Here is a 19,420-nt window from a genome sequence, read left to right as displayed (position 1 = left end):
TACCAATTAAAATGATTAAAAAATTAGTAAGTGCTGCTGTTTTGGCAACACTTTTATCAGCAAATGTACAGGCACAATCGGTTGGGAAAACAACTGAAAAACAAATTGTAAAGGTCGATTTTGATTTTTTCCAGAGAAGACTAGAAGAAGTCCATGCCCCAGGTTATGATTCATGGGTGGTAAATGAAATGAAAGAAGACCAAAAAACGTTTAACGGTGTGACATTTAAACTGAAAGGCAACTTCAGTTCGAAATGGTATAAAGTAGGTATGAACGCACCTTTTTACAATAGATTAGGCGCTGACGGACTAGTTACAGCTGAAAATCTGGAAATGAAAATTAGCGGGTTAAAGCCAGGAAAACACACGCTTTTAACTTTTCACAATGCTTTTGATGTCATTACCGGAAAAACTTTCTCACCGATAAGAATTTTCGTAAACGGAAAACTTCAGGAAACGGTAAATGCAAGTCAGAGAGCCAATGCAAAAATTGATGCTACTATGGCTTATGTCACTTTCAATGCTGAAAAAGGAAAAGATGTAGTAGTTCGTTTTGAAATTGATCCTGCAATCAATCCTGATATTGTAAAGCAGATTGTGATTAATGGTTTTGAAATCGATACGCCAAACTTAATGAATCAGGCACGTTCTCCAAAACCGGAAAATGCAAATGAGCATGTTGTGACAACTGACAAAAAGTTCTTGCTGGAATGGGATGCTTCAAAAAATGCTGTAGCACATAAATTGTTTTTTGGCGAAGATAAAAATGCTGTTGCCAATGCCACTGAATCTTCAAAAGAATTCAAAGGAAAATTAACAGACAGAACATTTTCGGTTGCTGATTTATACAGTGGTTCAACGTATTATTGGCGTGTTGATGAAGTAGATGCTAAAGGAAATGTTACTTTAGGAAATGTATGGTCATTCAAACCGGCTCAATTGGCTTTTCCGGGAGCAGAAGGTTACGGGCGTTTTGCCGTTGGGGGCCGTGGCGGAAAAGTGGTTGAAGTAACCAACCTTAACGACGACGGGCCTGGAAGTTTACGTGACGCTGTTGATCAGCAAATTGGACCGAGAACTATTGTGTTTAATGTTTCTGGGAATATTCAGTTGAAATCAAGGTTAGTGGTCAATCAGCCCTATATTACTATTGCAGGACAGACAGCCCCTGGCGAAGGAATTACGATTAGCCGTGCACCTATTGGTTTAACGGGAAATGATGGTGTAATTCGATTTTTAAAAGTAAGAATCGGAGGCGGAACTACTTTTGATGGTATGGGATTAACGGGTGCAGATTACAGTATCATAGACCACTGTTCAATTAGCTGGACCATTGATGAATCGTTTAGTTCGCGTGGCGCTCATCATATCACATTGCAACGAACTTTAATTTCAGAAGCTTTAAATGTAGCCGGACACGATAAATACGAAGCCGGAAAAATGCACGGTTATGCAGCAACGATTGGTGGTGATATCGGAAGTTTTCACCACAATTTACTGGCACATAATTACGGGAGAAACTGGAGTATTGGCGGTGGTTTAAGTGGTGACGGCTTTTATACAGGAAGACTTGATATTAGAAACAATGTAGTTTACAACTGGGGTAAAAGAACTACTGACGGCGGAGCAAATGAAGTTAATTTTGTGAATAATTTCTATAAACCGGGCGCTTCAACAGGAATTTTCGTAGCACTTAATGCACAGCATGAAGGTGTTGGAAAAGGAATGCAGCGTTATTTCTTTGACGGCAATGTAATGCCGGGTTATTTTGATGAGAAATCTCAGGAAAAAGGCAGAAAAAGAACCATTACCAATAACGATAAAGTAGACTATGAGACATTTGTAGATAAACCTTTCTTCGAGTCTTATGTAAATACTCAGTCAGCAAAAGGAGCGTATAAAAATGTACTTTCAGATGTTGGTGCGAATCAGCCATTTTTTGATAAGCATGATAACCGAATTGTAGAGGAGACTTTAAAAGGGACTTTTACGTATAAAGGAAGCAAAAGCGGTCTTGGCGGAATGATTGATAATGAGGAAGATGCAGGAGGATGGCCAAACTTCCCATCAGAAACCCGTCCGGCAGACTGGGATACCGATCATGATGGTTTGCCAGACTGGTGGGAGAAAGCATTTGGTTTAAATGAAAATTCAAAACCGGGAGATTTTTCAGATGCTAATGCAGATTTAGACGAAGACGGATTTACACAATTAGATAATTATTTAGACTGGATCACACAGCCGCATTTCTTTGTGAAATCTGGAGAGCAAACTGTTTTAAATGCTGCAGATTATTTTAAAGCATACGAAGCAAGTCCTGTATTTACGTTTTCGGATCTCACTAATGGACGAGTAATCTTAAAAGGAAAAGAAGTTCAGTTTACGCCTATTGAATCAGGATTGGCATCTTTTGTCCTGACAGTTAAAGATGCTGATGGGGATACAATGAGCAGAACGATTAATTTCTTTGTGAAATAATAATTTACCGCAAATTCGCAAATTATTTGAGCAAACTCAATATTTATAATTTGCGAATTTTCGGTTGAAATTTTTTTAAATATAAAAAATGAAAAAGCAAATCATCGTATTATCATCAATCCTTTTTTCAACTGCTTTTATAGCACAAAACAAAGGTCTGGTCGCCAATTCAGAAAGTCCTTATTCTAAATTGCAGAGTGTAGGTTTACAGGATGTAAAATGGACCAGTGGCTTCTGGAAAGAACAATTTGATGTAGAAACCAAAAATACGCTTCCTTACATGTGGGACTTGTATCACAACGATGAGGTTTCCCATGCATACAAAAACTTCGAAATTGCTGCCGGAATAAGCAAAGGAACTTTCAAAGGACCTTCTTTTCATGATGGTGATTTTTATAAAATTTTTGAAGGAATGGCTGCGACTTATGCCGTTACAAAAGATAAAAAGCTGGATGCCGAAATGGATAAAGCTATTGCTCTTTTTGCGAAAGCGCAGCGAAAAGACGGCTACCTGCATACACCGGTTTTGATTGATGAACGCTGGGGAACGCTTGGACCTGAAGAAGTTAAAAAACAACTGGGTTTTGAGAAATACAACATGGGACATTTGATGACGGCAGCCTGTATTCATTATCGAGCTACAGGGAAAACGAATTTTCTGAATATTGCAAAAGGTGTTGCTGATTTTTTATATGATTTCTATAAAAAAGCATCGCCGGAATTAGCGCGAAATGCGATTTGCCCTTCGCATTATATGGGAATTGTCGAAATGTACCGTACCACGAAAAATCCAAAATATCTGGAATTGGCGAATAATTTAATCGATATCAGAGGAACTACCGAAGATGGAACCGATGACAATCAGGACAGGATTCCGTTCAGACAACAGACAACTGCAATGGGTCACGCCGTTAGAGCGAATTATCTGTACGCAGGTGTAGCCGATTTATATGCTGAAACCGGAGAGAAAAAATTACTGGATAATTTAGAATCAATTTGGGATGATGTAACATATAGAAAAATGTACATCACAGGAGCTTGCGGTTCTTTATATGACGGGGTTTCGCCAGATGGAACTTCGTACAATCCAACTGATGTTCAGAAAATTCATCAGGCATACGGAAGACCTTTTCAACTGCCAAATGCAACGGCTCATACTGAAACTTGTGCTAATATTGGAAACGTGTTATGGAACTGGAGAATGCTTCAGATTACAGGTGATGCCAAATATGCGGATATTGTAGAATTGGCATTATATAATAGTGTTCTTTCGGGAATTGATTTGGAAGGAAAAAAATTCTTTTATAATAATCCGCTGAATGTTTCTAAAGATTTGCCTTTCAAACAAAGATGGAGCAAAGAACGCGAAGGCTATATTGCGTTATCCAATTGTTGTGCCCCGAACGTGACCAGAACGATTGCTGAGGTGAGTAATTACGCTTACAACTTTTCGAAAGAAGGTTTATATGTGAATTTATACGGAAGCAATAACCTGAGTTCAACGACACTTGCAGGAGAAAAAATTGAAATCGAACAACAGACCAATTATCCCTGGGATGGAAAAGTTACGTTGAAAATCGTAAAAGCTCCAAAAGATGTTTATGCTTTTTTATTGAGAATACCGGGCTGGAGTCAGGGGACAACTATTTCATTAAATGGAAAAAAAATCAACGAGGCTATAACTTCAGGATCCTACCAAAAAATAGTGCAAAAATGGAAAAAAGGCGATGTGATCGAATTGAATATTCCGATGCCGGTTGAATTGATGCAGGCGAATCCATTAGTAGAAGAAGTGAAAAATCAGGTGGCTGTAAAAAGAGGCCCGATTGTTTATTGCCTAGAATCGGATCAGCTTCCTGAGAATGCAAGTATCAACGAAGTAGTTTTGGATGTCAATTCTAAATTCACGACAGATTTTATCAAAATTAAGGACAGACAATTGCTAAGTATAACGGCCAGTTCATCCATCAATAATGATACTTCATGGAATAAAAAGCTTTACAAACCGCTTTCGGCAAAAGATAGCAAAGAGTTTACTGTGAAATTAATTCCGTATTTTGCGTGGGGAAATCATGGTAAGGGCGAAATGTCTGTCTGGCTTTCACATTAAAATAATTTGCATTTACCATGTAAGTCATATAAGGTTTTAAGCAAGAGAAAAATAATTTCTAAACTTAGTACCTTATATGACTTATGTAATTTAAAAATCCATCAACTATGAAATATATCGTTACCTTATTTTTAGCATTAATAGCTTTAAAATCATCTGCACAAACAACTGATAACCGGTTTGAATTAACTGTCGCACAGGATGGTTCCGGAGATTTCAAAACTATTCAGGAAGCTATTAATAAAGTAAGAGACCACGCCGAAAAGCGGGTTGTTATTACGATCAAGTCCGGAATTTATAATGAAAAAGTAGTAATCCCGGCTTTCAAAAGAAATATTACGTTAAAAGGCTCAGACAGAGAAAAGACAATTATTTCATACAATGATTATTCCGGAAAACCTTTCAGAGGAATTGACGTTACGGGAGATCCAAAATTTAGTACTTATACGTCTTATACTTTGTTAGTTCAGGGAAATGACTGTTCAGTAGAAAATCTCACTGTAGAAAATACAGCTGGTAAAGTAGGTCAGGCAGTGGCCTTGCATACTGAAGGTGACAGGATTTATGTAAAAAACTGCTCCATTTTAGGAAATCAGGATACTTTGTATTTAGCAAAAGGCGGAACCCGTAATTATTTAGAAAACTGTTATATCAACGGTACAACCGATTTTATTTTTGGTGCTGCAACTGCATATTTTTATAATTGCACTATCGAAAGTTTAAGCAATTCGTATGTTACCGCAGCCTCCACAACTAAGGAAGATACATACGGATTTGTATTTGTGGATTGTAAACTTACTGCAAAAGACAATACGGTTGATAAGGTTTTTCTGGGGCGTCCGTGGAGGCCTTTTGCGAAAACGGTATTTATCAATACAGAATTAGGTTCGCATATAGTTCATGAAGGATGGAATCCATGGAAAGGAGATAAGAACTTTCCAGACAAGGAAAAAACGGTTTATTATGCTGAATTAGGAAGCAAAGGTGAAGGAGCTAAAGACCTTTCTAAAAGAGCAGCATGGTCGCATCAATTGAAAAAAGCAGATCTAAAAAAATATACTTTGAATAAAGTATTGGGTAACTGGAATCCTAAATTATAAAATTATTGTATAGGATTATAGGATTGAGACTTATACAATTACAACAAGCCAGTTCCTATATGAGGCAATTCGATTATTGTGGAAGATTAAAAAGTACTTCAGCATAACGTCAATCTCCAATCTCGACACAGAATAATCGATTTATATTAAACACTTAAAATCCAGAAGATCGTCACTGTATTAATAAGAATTTACTACTCTTAAATTATTTTTTTTAATTTTTTTAATTTTTTTTTATTTGTGATGAATTATATTCTTTGTAAGAATTTTAATTAAAAGAAATCGATTTCTTAAAGTGTTTCAATAAAAAAAATATAGATAATTATTTTTAATGTCATTGTTTTTTTTTAAAATAGCTTCGTTTCCAGGTATTTTTTCTTACTTATATTGCCTCCGTTTTGTTATGTTTAAATTTTCATGGTTTTTTTTGATGTAACACTATTTACTCTTACATTTTTTTAAGGATACACTTTTTTTACTTAAATTTTTTTGATGATAATTTTTTAGCAGGATGCTACAGGACAGTTGTGATTTTCAATCCTTATATTTTTGAAACCAAGTATAAATGTGTTTTTAACGTTTAACTTTCTGCAGTTATTTAATAGCCCATAAAATTGTAGTATCTATTAACGTTAAAATTAATTATTAAAACTAAAAACTAACCTAACTATTAATCTAACTAAATCAAAAATTTATGAAACAAACACTTATCAAAAGATGTAGTTTTATTTTGTTTGCATTAATGAGCATTATCACTTATGCCCAAAATGGAAGCAGCCAAATTAAGATCACTGGTACCGTTACAGATAATTCAAGCGGACTAATGCCAGGTGTGAATGTGACAGAAAAATCTACAAAAAACTCCGTTACAACAGATTACAACGGTAAATATGAAATTAATGTAAAACCTGGGGCAACATTGGTTTTTTCTTTTATTGGAATGAAGAAAATAGAAATTCCTTTAAATGGTCGTACTAATCTTGATGCAAGATTACAAGAAGACTCTAATCAATTAGATAACATTGTAGTTGTGGGATACACGAGTCAAAAGAAAACTCATCTTACAGGTGCTATAGAAACTGTTAAAATGAGTGAAATAACAGATTTGCCTGTTGGAGACTTAGGTACTGCTTTACAAGGAAGGGTTTTAGGAGTTGGTGTTTCAGGGGGATCTACTAGACCTGGAGTAAAATCTAATTTGACAATTAGACAACCTTATTCTTTAGCAAAAGATGGAGGGAATTTAAACCCATTATATGTTATCGATGGTGTTTTACAAATTGGAGCGGATGGTCTAAATGATAGTACGCTTTTTGATAATTTAGATTCTTCTGAAGTAGAAAGCATCTCTTTTCTTAAAGATGCTGCTGCAGCAATTTATGGAGCTCGTTCAGCTCAAGGGGTTGTATTAGTAACAACTAAAAGAGGTACGAAAGGAGATCCTAAATTTTCTTACAGTGGTTCTTATGGCTCGAATGATAAAACCTACCAATCAAAAATGTTGAATGCATATGAATTTGCACAATACGTGAATATTATGAATGGGCCTAATGGTTATAATCAAACTGGTAAAGAATATATATTTTCAAACGATGAATTGGAATATTTCAAGACTTTGAAAAATACATATTTAGATGATGAATGGAAGCCATCCTTTAATATGAGACATAATTTGAACGTAACTGGTGGCTCTGAGAAAGCTACGTATTTTGCGGGCGCTTCTTATTTTCAACAAAATGGAAATTTAAGTACATTGGATTATAGTAAATGGAATTTTAGGGCTGGAACTGATGTTAAATTATCTTCCAACTGGAAAGCAGGATTACAGTTGTCTGGCTTTTATTCAGATCAACAAAAAACATTCAATAAAATTGGAGGGGAGAAAGATGAAAATGATTATAACGAGTTGTTAACTCATATTCCATATATCCCAAATTATGTTAATGGTTTACCAATTGAATTGTTAAATAATAATGATGGAAATCAACGTTATCATTATCCTGAAATTCAACGTTTGAATAATCTTGCAGAAACTACTGCAAGTACAATGACTGTGAATATGTACACAGAATATAAAGTTCCCTTTATAAAGGGTTTGATGGCAAGAGGATCTTATGCACGCAACATGGGTAATATTAGGGGGACGCAGGTAGGAACTAGTTATACTTTATATCAGTTTAAAGGTCTAGGAGATAATGAACACATATTTAATGATAATATTACCGATGCACCACTTAAAGCAACGAAATATAATAATGGAGACATATTATTATTTGACAATACCACTACATTATCTGAGCAGTTAAACTTAACCGTTTCATATGACCGTACTTTTGGCAAACATAGTATTAGTGGAGTGTTTGGAATTGAAAAATCTGAAGCAACATTAAATAAAGAACGTGTTTCAAAAACAAATGTTTTAGATGGCACTAATGGTCAATTTACTACTGCTAATGGTGCTATTGATGGTCAAACTACAAAAAATGAAAGTGGTTCATTAGGATATGTTGGAAGGGTAAATTATGCTTACGGAGATAAATATTTAGCTGAGTTCTTATTTAGGAGTGATGCATCAACGAAATTTGCTCCAGAATACTATTGGGGTAATTTTTACTCAGGATCTATCGGTTGGGTAGTTTCTAAGGAAGACTTTTTTGAATCTTCTACAATTGATTTTCTTAAATTTAGATACTCTATTGGTTTGTTAGGTAAAGATGATACAAAAGCATGGTTATGGAAACAAAGGTATAGTTATCAAGGTAGCAAAGGAGCGGTTTTTGGAGGAAATACCGATATGACACATGGATGGAAAATGGAAGCGTCTCCAAATCCAGATGCAACCTGGAGTGATGAAATAAAGACTAATTTTGGTGTTGATATGAAATTTTTGAACAATAGATTAGCTCTTACTGCAGAATCATATTACAATATAGGAACAAATCTGCTAATGAATGTAACAGGTAATTTGCCATTTACAATTGGAGGAACAGTAGCTGCTCAAAATTATGGAAAAATGGACACTTTTGGAGTTGAATTAGCAGTAGGATGGAATGATAAAGTGGGACAGGATATAAAGTATGGAATTGACATGCGTTTTGGATGGTCTGACAATAAAGCAATCAAAGGAAATTATAACAATGAAGATATCTTAAAACCATGGAATAAAAAGCCAGGAGAATCGACTGATAATGGAGTGTGGGGTTATGATTATATAGGGATGTTTAAAAATCAGGAAGATATAGATAAATATGTTGCTCAGTACAAAATTACGGCTGTTAAAAACATAAGCGGAAACACAACATATACACCTTCACAGCTTAGACCTGGTATGTTGTATTACAGAGATGTTAGAGGAGCTTATTTAGGAAACGGGCAATTTGCGGCTCCTGATGGTATCATTGATGTAAATGACCAAGTGAGATTGGCAAAAAAATCGGATAGTCACTATGGCTTAGGAAGCACTTTAAGATTTGAATACAAATCATTTAGTTTTAATACTGTGATTAATGCATCTTTTGGAGGGTATTCAAGTATTCCAGGTGATGCAAGAAAAGCTTTTAAATCTAAAATCCCTCAAATTGTAGACAATACAGTATCTATTTGGAATAATATTTATGATCCAACCTTAAATCCGAATGGTAATATGCCAAATCCTGCTTACGTTGAAATTAACTCTGTAGATTCAGATTTTTGGGAAGTTAATTCATTCAGAATTGCCTGTAGAAACATTACACTTAGTTATTCATTACCACAAAAAGCTTTACAAGCTATAAATATAAGTAGCTGTAAACTAAATTTTGTTGCACTTAATCCTTTTAACCTTTATAATCCATACAGTTTCCAAGAGGCAAATGGTAGCTACTTAGACTATCCTACCTTGCGAACATTATCTTTGGGATTAAATGTAGGATTTTAATTTAATGATTATTAAAAAAATATGATTATGAAAATAAAATATATAAAAGCTATAGGTTTATTTACACTTTTAGCAACTTTTTCTATAACAACAAGCTGTAGTGATGATTTTCTGGAAGAAAAGAAGGATTTTGCAGGTATAAATGATGTAGACGTATTTAAGTCTCCTGTATTAGCTACACAATATGTAGATTATGTTTATTTCAATTTTTTACCAGCTAATAATGCTTCAGTCAATACATGGGATTTAGCTTCTGGTGGTAATAGTGAATTTTCTAAGACAACCGATGAACTTCCCGGCGAATCAAACTGGAATAAACCATGGGCTTCGATTTCTCCTTTAAATGCTCATGCATTAACTTATATTGGGATTAGAATGCCTGAAAGTATTAATAATAATGCCTATACCCGTATTAAACAAATCAATGTATTTCTAGACGGAATTGATAAATTTGGTATGGCAGATGCTGATAAAAATCCACTAAAAGGTCAGATGTATTTTTGGAGAGCTTATCAGTATTTTGATTTAGTGAGATTATATGGAGGTGTGCCACTTGTGTTAAAACCACAAAATCCAATCGTTCAGGAAGGATCGACTGAAAATGAAGTCCCAAGAAGTTCTACTTCTGAATGCATTGAGCAAATTATTTCTGATTTAGATAAGGCACAAGAACTACTAAAAGATGTAACATGGTCAAATGCAAATTGGGGAAGAATTACAAGTGAAGCAGCAGCAGCTTTTAAAGGTCGTGTGTTGTTAACTTGGGCAAGTCCGATTTTTAATCCAACGGATGATGTACAAAGATGGAAACGTGCTTATGACGCTAATCTTACTGCAAAAACACTTTTAGAAGCTAAAGGAAAAGGCCTTTTCTCTACTGGAGGTACAGCAAATGGGACAGCATGGGGAAATATGTGGTTTACAGAGGTTAATAATCCTGAAGCAGTAATTGTTTATGGATTTAATAATTCTGCAACATCTAATCTTCAAAAAAATAATGGTTGGGAAAGAGCAGTACGTTCAAGAGCCGCTGGAGGAAATGGTTCAGTATCTCCAACTAAACAAATTGTAGATGCTTTTCCAATGGCAGATGGTAAAAGTATTGTAGGTAATGCAGCTTATAATCCAGTACTGTTCTATAAAAACAGGGATCCAAGATTTTATAAAACATTTGCTTACAATGGAGCTATATGGAAATTTGCTGAAAACACAGCCTTTAAGCAATGGACATACTCATGGTATTCTAAAGCCCCTACAGCGAGTGCCCCGAATCCTGACAAAAGTACTGAAACAGGGCCAAATTCTAGTGGAATATATGTTAGAAAGGCAACTAATGAAACCTCTAGTAACTTGACTGGTTATTTAAATAGTGGTACAGATTACATGGAAATGCGTTTTGCAGAGGTTGTTTTAAACTTAGCTGAATGTGCAATAGGTATCAATAACTTAACAGAAGGTAAAGATTTAATTAGATCTATAAGAATCCGAGCAGGTATTGTTAAGGGGGCAGCTTCAGATGATTATGGCTTAGAGAATATTAACTCAAGAGACCAGCATTTTGCAGCAGTTTTAAACGAAAGAAAAATAGAATTTGCTTATGAAAATAAACGCTTTTACGATTTAAGAAGATGGATGCTTTTCGATGATTCGAAAGGAACATGTACAAGACTCGGTATTGCACCGCTTAATGGAACTAGAAGAACAGGTTATTTTATTGTTGCCAAAAAAACTGATGGGACTAAATATATAGCAGCGACGGATCCTTTCCTTGCTAATGCTTCAGGTGTTGCTCCAGTTGTTAACAGAGATCCTGTTTTTCCATACACAATTCCGGCAACAGGAAAAAATCCTGGAACAGTAATTCCAAATTATGATGCATACATGGAATATTTATATACAAATTATTTTGATATAGTTGAAAGAGATAACTTAGATTCTACTACCAACGATTGGAAATTCACATGGTATAAAGAATACTACTATTTCGGAATATATCAATCATTGTTAGATTCTTCTCCATATTTAGAACAAACCCAGGGATGGGGAGGGAATTTTGATCCTTTGAAATAAAAAAAATATTAAAATACTATAACTATCACCTGTATTCCCTCAAAAAGATACAGGTGATTTGTTTAAATCGAATTACCAAATTAAAATTAACATGAAAAATTCAGCATTATTTGTATTGCCCCTTTTGCTTTTGGGAAGCATGAAATGTTTTGCCCAATACCCAAAAATCAGCCCTGAGATTAAGGCACAACAAGACGCCATTATTGCGGAGGCTAACAGACTTTCAGACGAAGCGTGGGAAAAAGCATTAGTTGTAATTGAAGAAGAAGCGAAACACGGCAAGCCATTTATTCCATGGGCATCAAGGCCAACAGATTTACCACAGGCGTCTATACCTGCTTTTCCAGGAGCTGAAGGAGGAGGTATGTACACTTTTGGAGGACGTGGCGGAAATGTTTATGTGGTAACAAGCTTAGAAGACCGCGGACCCGGAACTTTGCGTGAAGCGTGCGAAAAAGGCGGAGCCAGAATAGTAGTTTTCAATGTATCAGGAATTATCAGACTTAAAAGCCCATTAATTATTCGTGCTCCTTATATTACCATTGCGGGGCAAACAGCTCCTGGTGACGGAATTTGCGTGGCAGGAGAATCTACTTGGATTGATACACACGATGTAATTATCAGACATATGCGTTTCCGCAGGGGAGAAACTTTCGTAGGCCGTCGTGATGATGCTATTGGAGGAAATCCTGTTGGAAATATCATGATCGATCACGTTTCTGCAACCTGGGGATTAGATGAAAATATGTCTATGTACCGTCACATGTATAATCCTGGTGCCGGTTATCCGGAAGTTAAAGTGGGTACAGTAAACATAACCATTCAAAATAGTTTGTTCGGAGAAGCATTGGATACGTATAACCACGCTTTCGGAAGTACTTTAGGCGGTGAAAACTGCTCTTTTATGAGAAATATGTGGGCTAACAACGCAGGTAGAAACCCGTCTATCGGCTGGAACGGAATTTTCAATTTTGTAAACAATGTTGTTTTCAACTGGTACAACAGATCAACAGATGGAGGTGATTACACGGCGAACTACAATATTATCAACAATTTCTACAAACCGGGACCTGTAACGAATTTAAATGAACCAATCAGCTACAGAATCTTAAAACCGGAATCAGGAAGAAGCAAATTGCCTTATATGGTTTTTGGTAGAGCACACGTAACAGGAAACATAGTAAATGGTAACGAAAAAGTTACCAAAGACAACTGGGATGGTGGTATTCAGATCGAAAACAAAAAAGGGGAATTAATGGGGTATGATGAGGCCAAAACCTATTTCGATAAAATGAAAAGTGACAAACCTTTCCCAATGCCATGGTTCCGTCCTTTTATGAAAGCAGATGAAGCATATGAATTTGTTCTTAAAAATGTGGGAGCAACTTTGCCAATCAGGGACAAAGTGGATGAAAGAATCGTAAGAACCGTTAAAACCGGAGTTCCGGAATACGCAAAAGGATTGGAGAAAAAAGACTTCTACCAATTTGAACACCGTCGCTTACCGAAAGATTCGTATAAACAAGGAATCATCACAGATATTTCACAGGTAGGCGGATATCCTGAATACAAAGGAAAACCTTATGTCGACACAGATAAAGACGGTATGCCGGATGCATGGGAGAAAAAATACGGGTTAGATCCAAAAGACCCGTCTGATACTAAAAAAGATTTAAATGGTGATGGATATTCTAATATCGAAGACTACATCAACGGTGTAAACCCGGCTATCAAAGTGGACTGGACAGATTTAGCGAATAATAAAGAAACTTTGGTAAGACCTTTGTTAGACTTAAAATAAAAAGTGAAGTTAGGTCATAAACCTTGGGATAAACTTTCAACTTTATAACCTTTGACTTTAGACTAAAAAATAAATAAAATGACATCAATTAAGAAATTAGGGATATTGTTCTTGTTTTTTGCCTTTTGCAAATTAAGCGCACAGCAGGATGCAGACCCGGAATATGTAAAGGTTACCAATGAAAGAGCAGCTAAGATTGTTGAGAAATTAGCCTTAAATGACAAACAAAAAGAAACAGCTGTAACCAATATCATTGCACAGCAGTTTCGTGATTTGAGCAAAATCCAGGACGAAAGAGATGCTGCAGTTAAAAAAGTAAAAGACGATAGTAGTTTAACTAAAGAAAAACAAAACGATAAAATTGATAAACTAAAAGCTGATGCAGATAAATCAATTGACAAACTGCACAAAGCTTATCTTAAAAAATTAAAAACACAGTTAAACGAAGCAAAAATCACCGAGGTAAAAGACGGAATGACGTATGGTGTACTTCCGATTACGGTAACAGCGTATAATGATATGATTCCTACCTTGACAGAAGCTCAAAAAAAATATATTTACGATGCTTTAGTTGAAGCAAGGGAACACGCCATGGATGGTGGTTCTTCTAAAGAAAAGCATGCCTGGTTTGGTAAATACAAAGGAAGAATCAATAATTACCTGTCTAAAGAAGGTTACGATTTAACTAAAGAAAGAGAAGGCTGGAATAAACGTATTGCAGAAAAAGAAAAGAATCAAAAGAAGGAATAGCGGCTATTTTTTGACATGTTTAATTTTTGAAATTAGAAGTTAAACTTTATATGAATTGCAGTGTCAAACTATTCTAACTACAAACTTCATACTAATGATCATGCAAAACAATTTTCACAAGACGACCCTTAGAACAATAATAGCGCTTTCATTCTGTTCGATCTTTTCATCAGCCTACGCTCAGTATCCTGATATTCCAAAACCGCTTCAGGAAAAAACTGATGCCATGATGAAGGCTGAAAGTGAGCGCTTGGATCAGATTTGGAAAGCCAATGAACATATTATCAAAGCCGAAGAATTGCAAGGAAGACCTTATGTGCCTTGGGCATCATTACCAACTGATTTGGTTCATGCTGATATTCCTGCTTTTCCCGGTGCTATGGGAGGCGGAGCTCAAACACCGGGCGGAAGAGGAGGTAAAATATTTGTTGTCACAAGTTTAGAAGACAGCGGAAAAGGAACTTTCCGTGAAGCACTTGAGGCTGTTGGAGCCCGTACTGTAGTATTCAATGTTTCAGGAATCATTCGTCTTAAAAAGCCAATTACGGTTCGTGCACCTTATATTACAATTGCTGGACAAACAGCACCGGGTGACGGAATCTGCGTTGCAGGAGAATCTGTTTTATTAGACACACATGATATTATAATTCGTTACATGCGTTTTCGCCGTGGAGAAACCGAAGTGACTCGTCGTGACGATGCTTTGGGAGGAAACGTAATAGGAAACGTAATTATCGATCACTGCTCCATGAGCTGGGGATTAGACGAAAATATTTCATTATACCGCCACCAGTTTCAGGCGAATGAAAAATCAAAATTAGAAAAACTACCGGCTGTTAATGTGACTATTCAGAATACCATTTCATCAGAAGGCCTGGATACTTACAATCATGCTTTCGGAAGTACTATCGGCGGTTTGAACAGCATGTTTATCCGCAATTTGTGGGCCGATAATATTTCGAGAAATGCCTCAGTCGGAATGTATGGAAGTTTTAATTTTGTAAATAACGTCGTATTCAATTGGTGGAATCGTACCCTTGATGGTGGTGATTACCGTTCGCAATACAACATTATCAATAATTATTTCAAACCGGGACCAATCACGCCGACAGATGAGCCAATTCGTTACCGAATTATCAAACCGGAATCAGGTTATATCAGTCCAAAACAGTACGGAAAGGCCTTTGTTGATGGAAACTTTATTCTGGGTTCTCCTGAAGTGACAGCCGATAACTGGAACGGAGGAGTACAATTAGAAGATTTGTCGCCCGAAATAACCAAAGACTTTTTGGCACAAATTAAACAAAATAAAGCTTTTCCAACGCCACCAATCTCTATTATGAAAGCGGATCAGGCTTATGATTTTGTATTAGAAAATGCAGGAGCAACTTTGCCAAAACGTGATGCAGTCGATGAAAGAATCATTAAACAGGTTCGTACCGGAAAAATTGAAGTAAAAGACGGTCTGGAAAATACAATTGGTAAGGAATATATCAAAAGAAGATTACCTGCCGACTCCTACAAAAAAGGTATTATCACACATCCGAATCAAGTGGGAGGATATCCGGAATACAAAGGAAAACCCTATAAAGATTCTGATAATGACGGAATTCCGGATGCATGGGAAAAGAAATTTGGACTGAATCCAAATGATGCTTCGGATGCTAATAAAGATAGTAACGGAGACGGATACACCAACTTAGAAAAATATTTCAACGGAATTGATCCAAACAATAAAACAGACTGGACGAAACCGGAAAATAATAAGGATACTTTATCGAAAGTTTTACTGCAGTAAAGGTTTAAATTTTGATAATAAAATAAGCTCAAATTTTGTCATTTCGACCTTTGGGAGAAATCACACTCGTATATCGACAAAGATTGATGATATACTTTGTAGAATTTCTAGTGTGATTTCTCCTTCGTCGAAATGACAAGTTTGTGGAAAATGTAATTTGAAAGTTTAAGTAAAAATGAATTTTATCCAATTCAAAAATATAATACTAACAAAACAGGATATACTCGTTTTATCCTGTTTTGTTATTTTCTTTAGTGCCAATATCAGCACTGCACAAAACACATTTCCCGATATTACAAAATCTAAAGCAGGAAAGCTGGAACGTATCGCTGACGCAAAAGGAAACCAGATTCCTGATTTTTCGTATGCAGGATATAAAGCTTCGTCAGTTGCACTTCCGGATGTTGCTATCAAAGCTTTTGTTCCCCATATTGAAGGTGATGCGACTCAAACAATTCAATCCGCAATAGATTATGTTGCCAAATTAAAAGCCGATAAAAACGGTTTTAAAGGAACTGTACTTTTAGACAAAGGAACCTTCAAAGTTTCGGGCGAAATTAATATCAAAGATAGCGGAATTGTACTAAGAGGTAGCGGTTCAGATATTAACGGAACAATGCTGTTAGGAACTTCTATCAACCGAAAAGCAATTGTCAATATCAGTGGAATCAACAATCAAATTTTAAAAGATAAATTTGAATTAGCAGATAATTTCACACCATTAGGAGCAACAGTTTTAAATATAAAAAATGGAACTTCCCTAAAAAAAGGAGATCATATTACAATTAATACGCCGATTACCAAAAATTGGATTGACCTTTTATCAATGAATGACTTTGGTGGAGAAAGTGGCTGGATCGGATGGAAAGCCGATGATTTTGTTATTCGTGCCGACAGGGAAATTACAGCTATTGATGGAAATAAAATTATTATTGATGCGCCTTTGACCAATGCTTTGGATGAAGAATTATCAAAATCAACCATTGCAACTTACACATGGTCAGGAAAAATCAATAATTCAGGTGTTGAAAACCTGACATTGAAATCAGATTACGATACTACAAATCCAAAAGACGAACAGCACAGATGGCATGGAATTTCTATAGCAAATGCGGAAGACATTTGGGTAAAACAAGTCAATATTGAACAGTTTGCAGGCGGTGCAGTTTCTATTTTGAAAACAGCCAAAAGAATCACTGTTGAAGATTGTCTGGCTTTAAATCCAATTTCGGAAATTGCAGCACATAGAAGAAATACTTTTTATACAGAAGGACAGCAGACTTTGTTTCAGCGTTGTTATTCGGAATTTGGATATAATGATTTTGTAGTCGGAGGTTATGCTACAGCAGGACCAAATGTGTTTTTGCAATGCGAATCACATCTGCCGTACAGTTTCAGCGGATCTGTGGGAAGCTGGGCAACCGGAATCCTTTTCGATGTTTCACTAATTGACGGAAACGCCATCAGTTTCAAAAACAAAGAACAGGACGGTAGAGGTTTAGGATGGAATGTTGCCAATAGCGTAATTTGGGAAACTTCGGCATCAAAAATAGAAAACTACAGTCCGCCAACAGCTCAGAATTGGGCGTTTGGAGTCTGGGCACAATGGGCAGGAAACGGACATTGGAAAGACGTGAACAACCATATCAGTCCAAGAAGTTTATTTTATGCTTTATTGGAACAGCGTTTGGGCAAATTACCAATGGATCCTCAGATTATGGATTTAGGTACAGAACCTTCTTCAAGTCCGACATTGGAACAGGCAAAAGAACTAACCGCCGAAGCTTATAAATTAAATGAAACTTTAAGAGAGTTTATTGGTAAAGCATCAGCAAGAAATCCAATTTCGATTGATTATGCCAAAGCAAAACGAATTGACGAAGTAAAAGCGGATGCAGTTGTAAATGCAAATACCAATAAAATTGCTTTAACCAACGGATTATTAACTGCTGAAAAAGCCGTTATTACCGGAGAAGTGGTTGATGTACCTTGGTGGAGAGGAAGCTTACGCGAATCAGAAGTTTCGAAATCTAGACCCCACATTACACGATTTGTGCCTGGACATTATGGAGTTGGGTACACCGATAATTTGGAAGAAACCGTAAATTATTTGGTAGAAAACAATAAATCGGCGATCGATCATAATTACGGATTGTGGTACGAACAACGAATGGCCGATCACGAGCGCATCCGCAGAATCGATGCGGATGTCTGGGCACCATTCTACGAACAGCCTTTCGACAGAAGCGGTCAGGGAATTGCCTGGGATCATCTGAGTAAATACGATTTGACCAGATACAACGCTTTTTATTGGAACCGATTGAAAACTTTTGCAGAATTAGCAGGTCAAAAAAATAAAATTCTTTTAAACGAAAATTATTTTCAGCATAATATTTTAGAAGCTGGAGCACACTGGTCGAGTTCGCCTTGGCGTCCAGCGAATAACATCAATACAACAGGATTGCCGGAACCACCGCCTTACGCGGGCGATAAAAGAATTTTTCTTGCCGAACAATTTTATGATATAAAAAATGCAGACATTCGTAAATTACACACAGCATTCATTGAAAAAAATATCGAAAACTTTAAAGACAATGCTAACGTTTTGCAGCTCACAAGTGCCGAATATACAGGTCCTTTGAGCTTCATGCAATTTTGGATAGACGTGATAGCCAATTATGAAAAGTCACATCCAAACGAATCGAAAATAGCTTTGAGTGCGACCAAAGATGTTCAGGATGCTATTTTGAATGATGAAGTAAGAGCTAAAACCGTTGATGTAATTGATATCAGATATTGGTATTACAAAGAAGACGGAACGCTGTATGCACCGGAAGGTGGAAAGAATTTAGCGCCACGCCAGCACGCCCGTAAAATGAAAACCGGAAAAGAAACAGACGATCAGGTGTATCGTGCCGTTCGCGAATACCGTGAAAAATATCCGGAAAAAGCAGTGTTGTATTCCACAATGGGAGCACCCCGATTTGGATGGCCGGCATTAATGGCAGGAGCTTCTTTGGCAAATGTTCCAAAAATTGAACTTTCTGCCTTTCATTCTGTCCTTACTGGTATGAAGTTTGCAGAAGGAACTACTTTCTCAGATAAGCTGTGGAAGCTTGAAAACAAAGGGAATTCTTATCTTTTTTATCTGAAAAATGATCAGGATGTTTCTATCGATTTATCAAATCACAAAGGAACTTTTGAGGTATATGCAATCAATGCTTCAAATGGAAATATCACGAAAAAAGCAAATATCAGCGGAGGAAAACAAGTCGTAATTCCGCAATCAGAAATAAAAGAAAAAGTACTTTTCGTAGTGAAGAAAAATTAGCCACAAATTACACAAATTTTCAGAAATTATTTTTTATAATCTGCGTGAAATAATTAAGACGAAGCAA

The 19,420-nt window shown here is 36.2% G+C and carries 9 protein-coding genes; all 9 read left to right on the top strand.

The features are described from left to right. Positions 1 to 11: 11 nt before the first annotated feature. The 9 genes from K8B81_RS16075 to K8B81_RS16035 all read left to right on the top strand — a co-directional run bounded on the left by K8B81_RS16075 (position 12) and on the right by K8B81_RS16035 (position 19,353). A complete protein-coding gene (locus K8B81_RS16075) occupies positions 12 to 2,477 on the top strand; it encodes a pectate lyase family protein (RefSeq protein WP_223682580.1) in 2,466 nt (821 codons plus the stop codon). 88 nt (positions 2,478 to 2,565) lie between these two features. Then, a complete protein-coding gene (locus K8B81_RS16070; RefSeq protein ID WP_223682579.1) occupies positions 2,566 to 4,587 on the top strand; it encodes an aceric acid hydrolase in 2,022 nt (673 codons plus the stop codon). 107 nt (positions 4,588 to 4,694) lie between these two features. Beyond that, positions 4,695 to 5,687, top strand: a complete 993-nt coding sequence (locus K8B81_RS16065; protein WP_223682578.1) for a pectinesterase family protein — start codon at positions 4,695 to 4,697, stop codon at positions 5,685 to 5,687. 694 nt (positions 5,688 to 6,381) lie between these two features. Continuing rightward, positions 6,382 to 9,603: a SusC/RagA family TonB-linked outer membrane protein gene (locus K8B81_RS16060; protein ID WP_223682577.1), complete on the top strand. Its 3,222-nt coding sequence runs from the start codon at positions 6,382 to 6,384 to the stop codon at positions 9,601 to 9,603. A gap of 27 nt (positions 9,604 to 9,630) precedes the next feature. Beyond that, positions 9,631 to 11,673, top strand: coding sequence for a RagB/SusD family nutrient uptake outer membrane protein (locus K8B81_RS16055; protein ID WP_223682576.1), 2,043 nt, complete (start codon positions 9,631 to 9,633; stop codon positions 11,671 to 11,673). A gap of 91 nt (positions 11,674 to 11,764) precedes the next feature. Next, the gene (locus tag K8B81_RS16050; protein ID WP_223682575.1) at positions 11,765 to 13,474 is read left to right on the top strand and encodes a pectate lyase family protein; all 1,710 of its coding nucleotides are present in this window, start codon (positions 11,765 to 11,767) and stop codon (positions 13,472 to 13,474) included. 78 nt (positions 13,475 to 13,552) lie between these two features. Next, complete coding sequence (locus K8B81_RS16045) at positions 13,553 to 14,224, top strand: DUF3826 domain-containing protein (protein ID WP_223682574.1); 672 nt, start codon at positions 13,553 to 13,555, stop codon at positions 14,222 to 14,224. A 100-nt stretch (positions 14,225 to 14,324) separates the two neighbouring features. After that, positions 14,325 to 16,022, top strand: a complete 1,698-nt coding sequence (locus tag K8B81_RS16040; protein ID WP_223682573.1) for a polysaccharide lyase — start codon at positions 14,325 to 14,327, stop codon at positions 16,020 to 16,022. A gap of 175 nt (positions 16,023 to 16,197) precedes the next feature. Continuing rightward, positions 16,198 to 19,353: a DUF6298 domain-containing protein gene (locus K8B81_RS16035; RefSeq protein ID WP_223682572.1), complete on the top strand. Its 3,156-nt coding sequence runs from the start codon at positions 16,198 to 16,200 to the stop codon at positions 19,351 to 19,353. Positions 19,354 to 19,420: the final 67 nt, after the last annotated feature.

It is taken from the genome of Flavobacterium hibisci (assembly GCF_020026925.1).
In the GTDB taxonomy this organism is placed as follows: domain Bacteria; phylum Bacteroidota; class Bacteroidia; order Flavobacteriales; family Flavobacteriaceae; genus Flavobacterium; species Flavobacterium hibisci.
The sequence above is the reverse complement of the archived record's forward strand: the minus strand, read 5'-3'. Positions and strand labels throughout refer to the sequence as shown.

What these genes read in the sequence shown, in the direction of transcription:
- K8B81_RS16055 (WP_223682576.1), top strand. Translation starts at nt 9,631, where the DNA reads ATGAAAATAAAATATATAAAAGCTATAGGTTTATTTACACTTTTAGCA.
- K8B81_RS16045 (WP_223682574.1), top strand. Translation starts at nt 13,553, where the DNA reads ATGACATCAATTAAGAAATTAGGGATATTGTTCTTGTTTTTTGCCTTT.
- K8B81_RS16065 (WP_223682578.1), top strand. Translation starts at nt 4,695, where the DNA reads ATGAAATATATCGTTACCTTATTTTTAGCATTAATAGCTTTAAAATCA.
- K8B81_RS16075 (WP_223682580.1), top strand. Translation starts at nt 12, where the DNA reads ATGATTAAAAAATTAGTAAGTGCTGCTGTTTTGGCAACACTTTTATCA.
- K8B81_RS16035 (WP_223682572.1), top strand. Translation starts at nt 16,198, where the DNA reads ATGAATTTTATCCAATTCAAAAATATAATACTAACAAAACAGGATATA.
- K8B81_RS16060 (WP_223682577.1), top strand. Translation starts at nt 6,382, where the DNA reads ATGAAACAAACACTTATCAAAAGATGTAGTTTTATTTTGTTTGCATTA.
- K8B81_RS16050 (WP_223682575.1), top strand. Translation starts at nt 11,765, where the DNA reads ATGAAAAATTCAGCATTATTTGTATTGCCCCTTTTGCTTTTGGGAAGC.
- K8B81_RS16070 (WP_223682579.1), top strand. Translation starts at nt 2,566, where the DNA reads ATGAAAAAGCAAATCATCGTATTATCATCAATCCTTTTTTCAACTGCT.
- K8B81_RS16040 (WP_223682573.1), top strand. Translation starts at nt 14,325, where the DNA reads ATGCAAAACAATTTTCACAAGACGACCCTTAGAACAATAATAGCGCTT.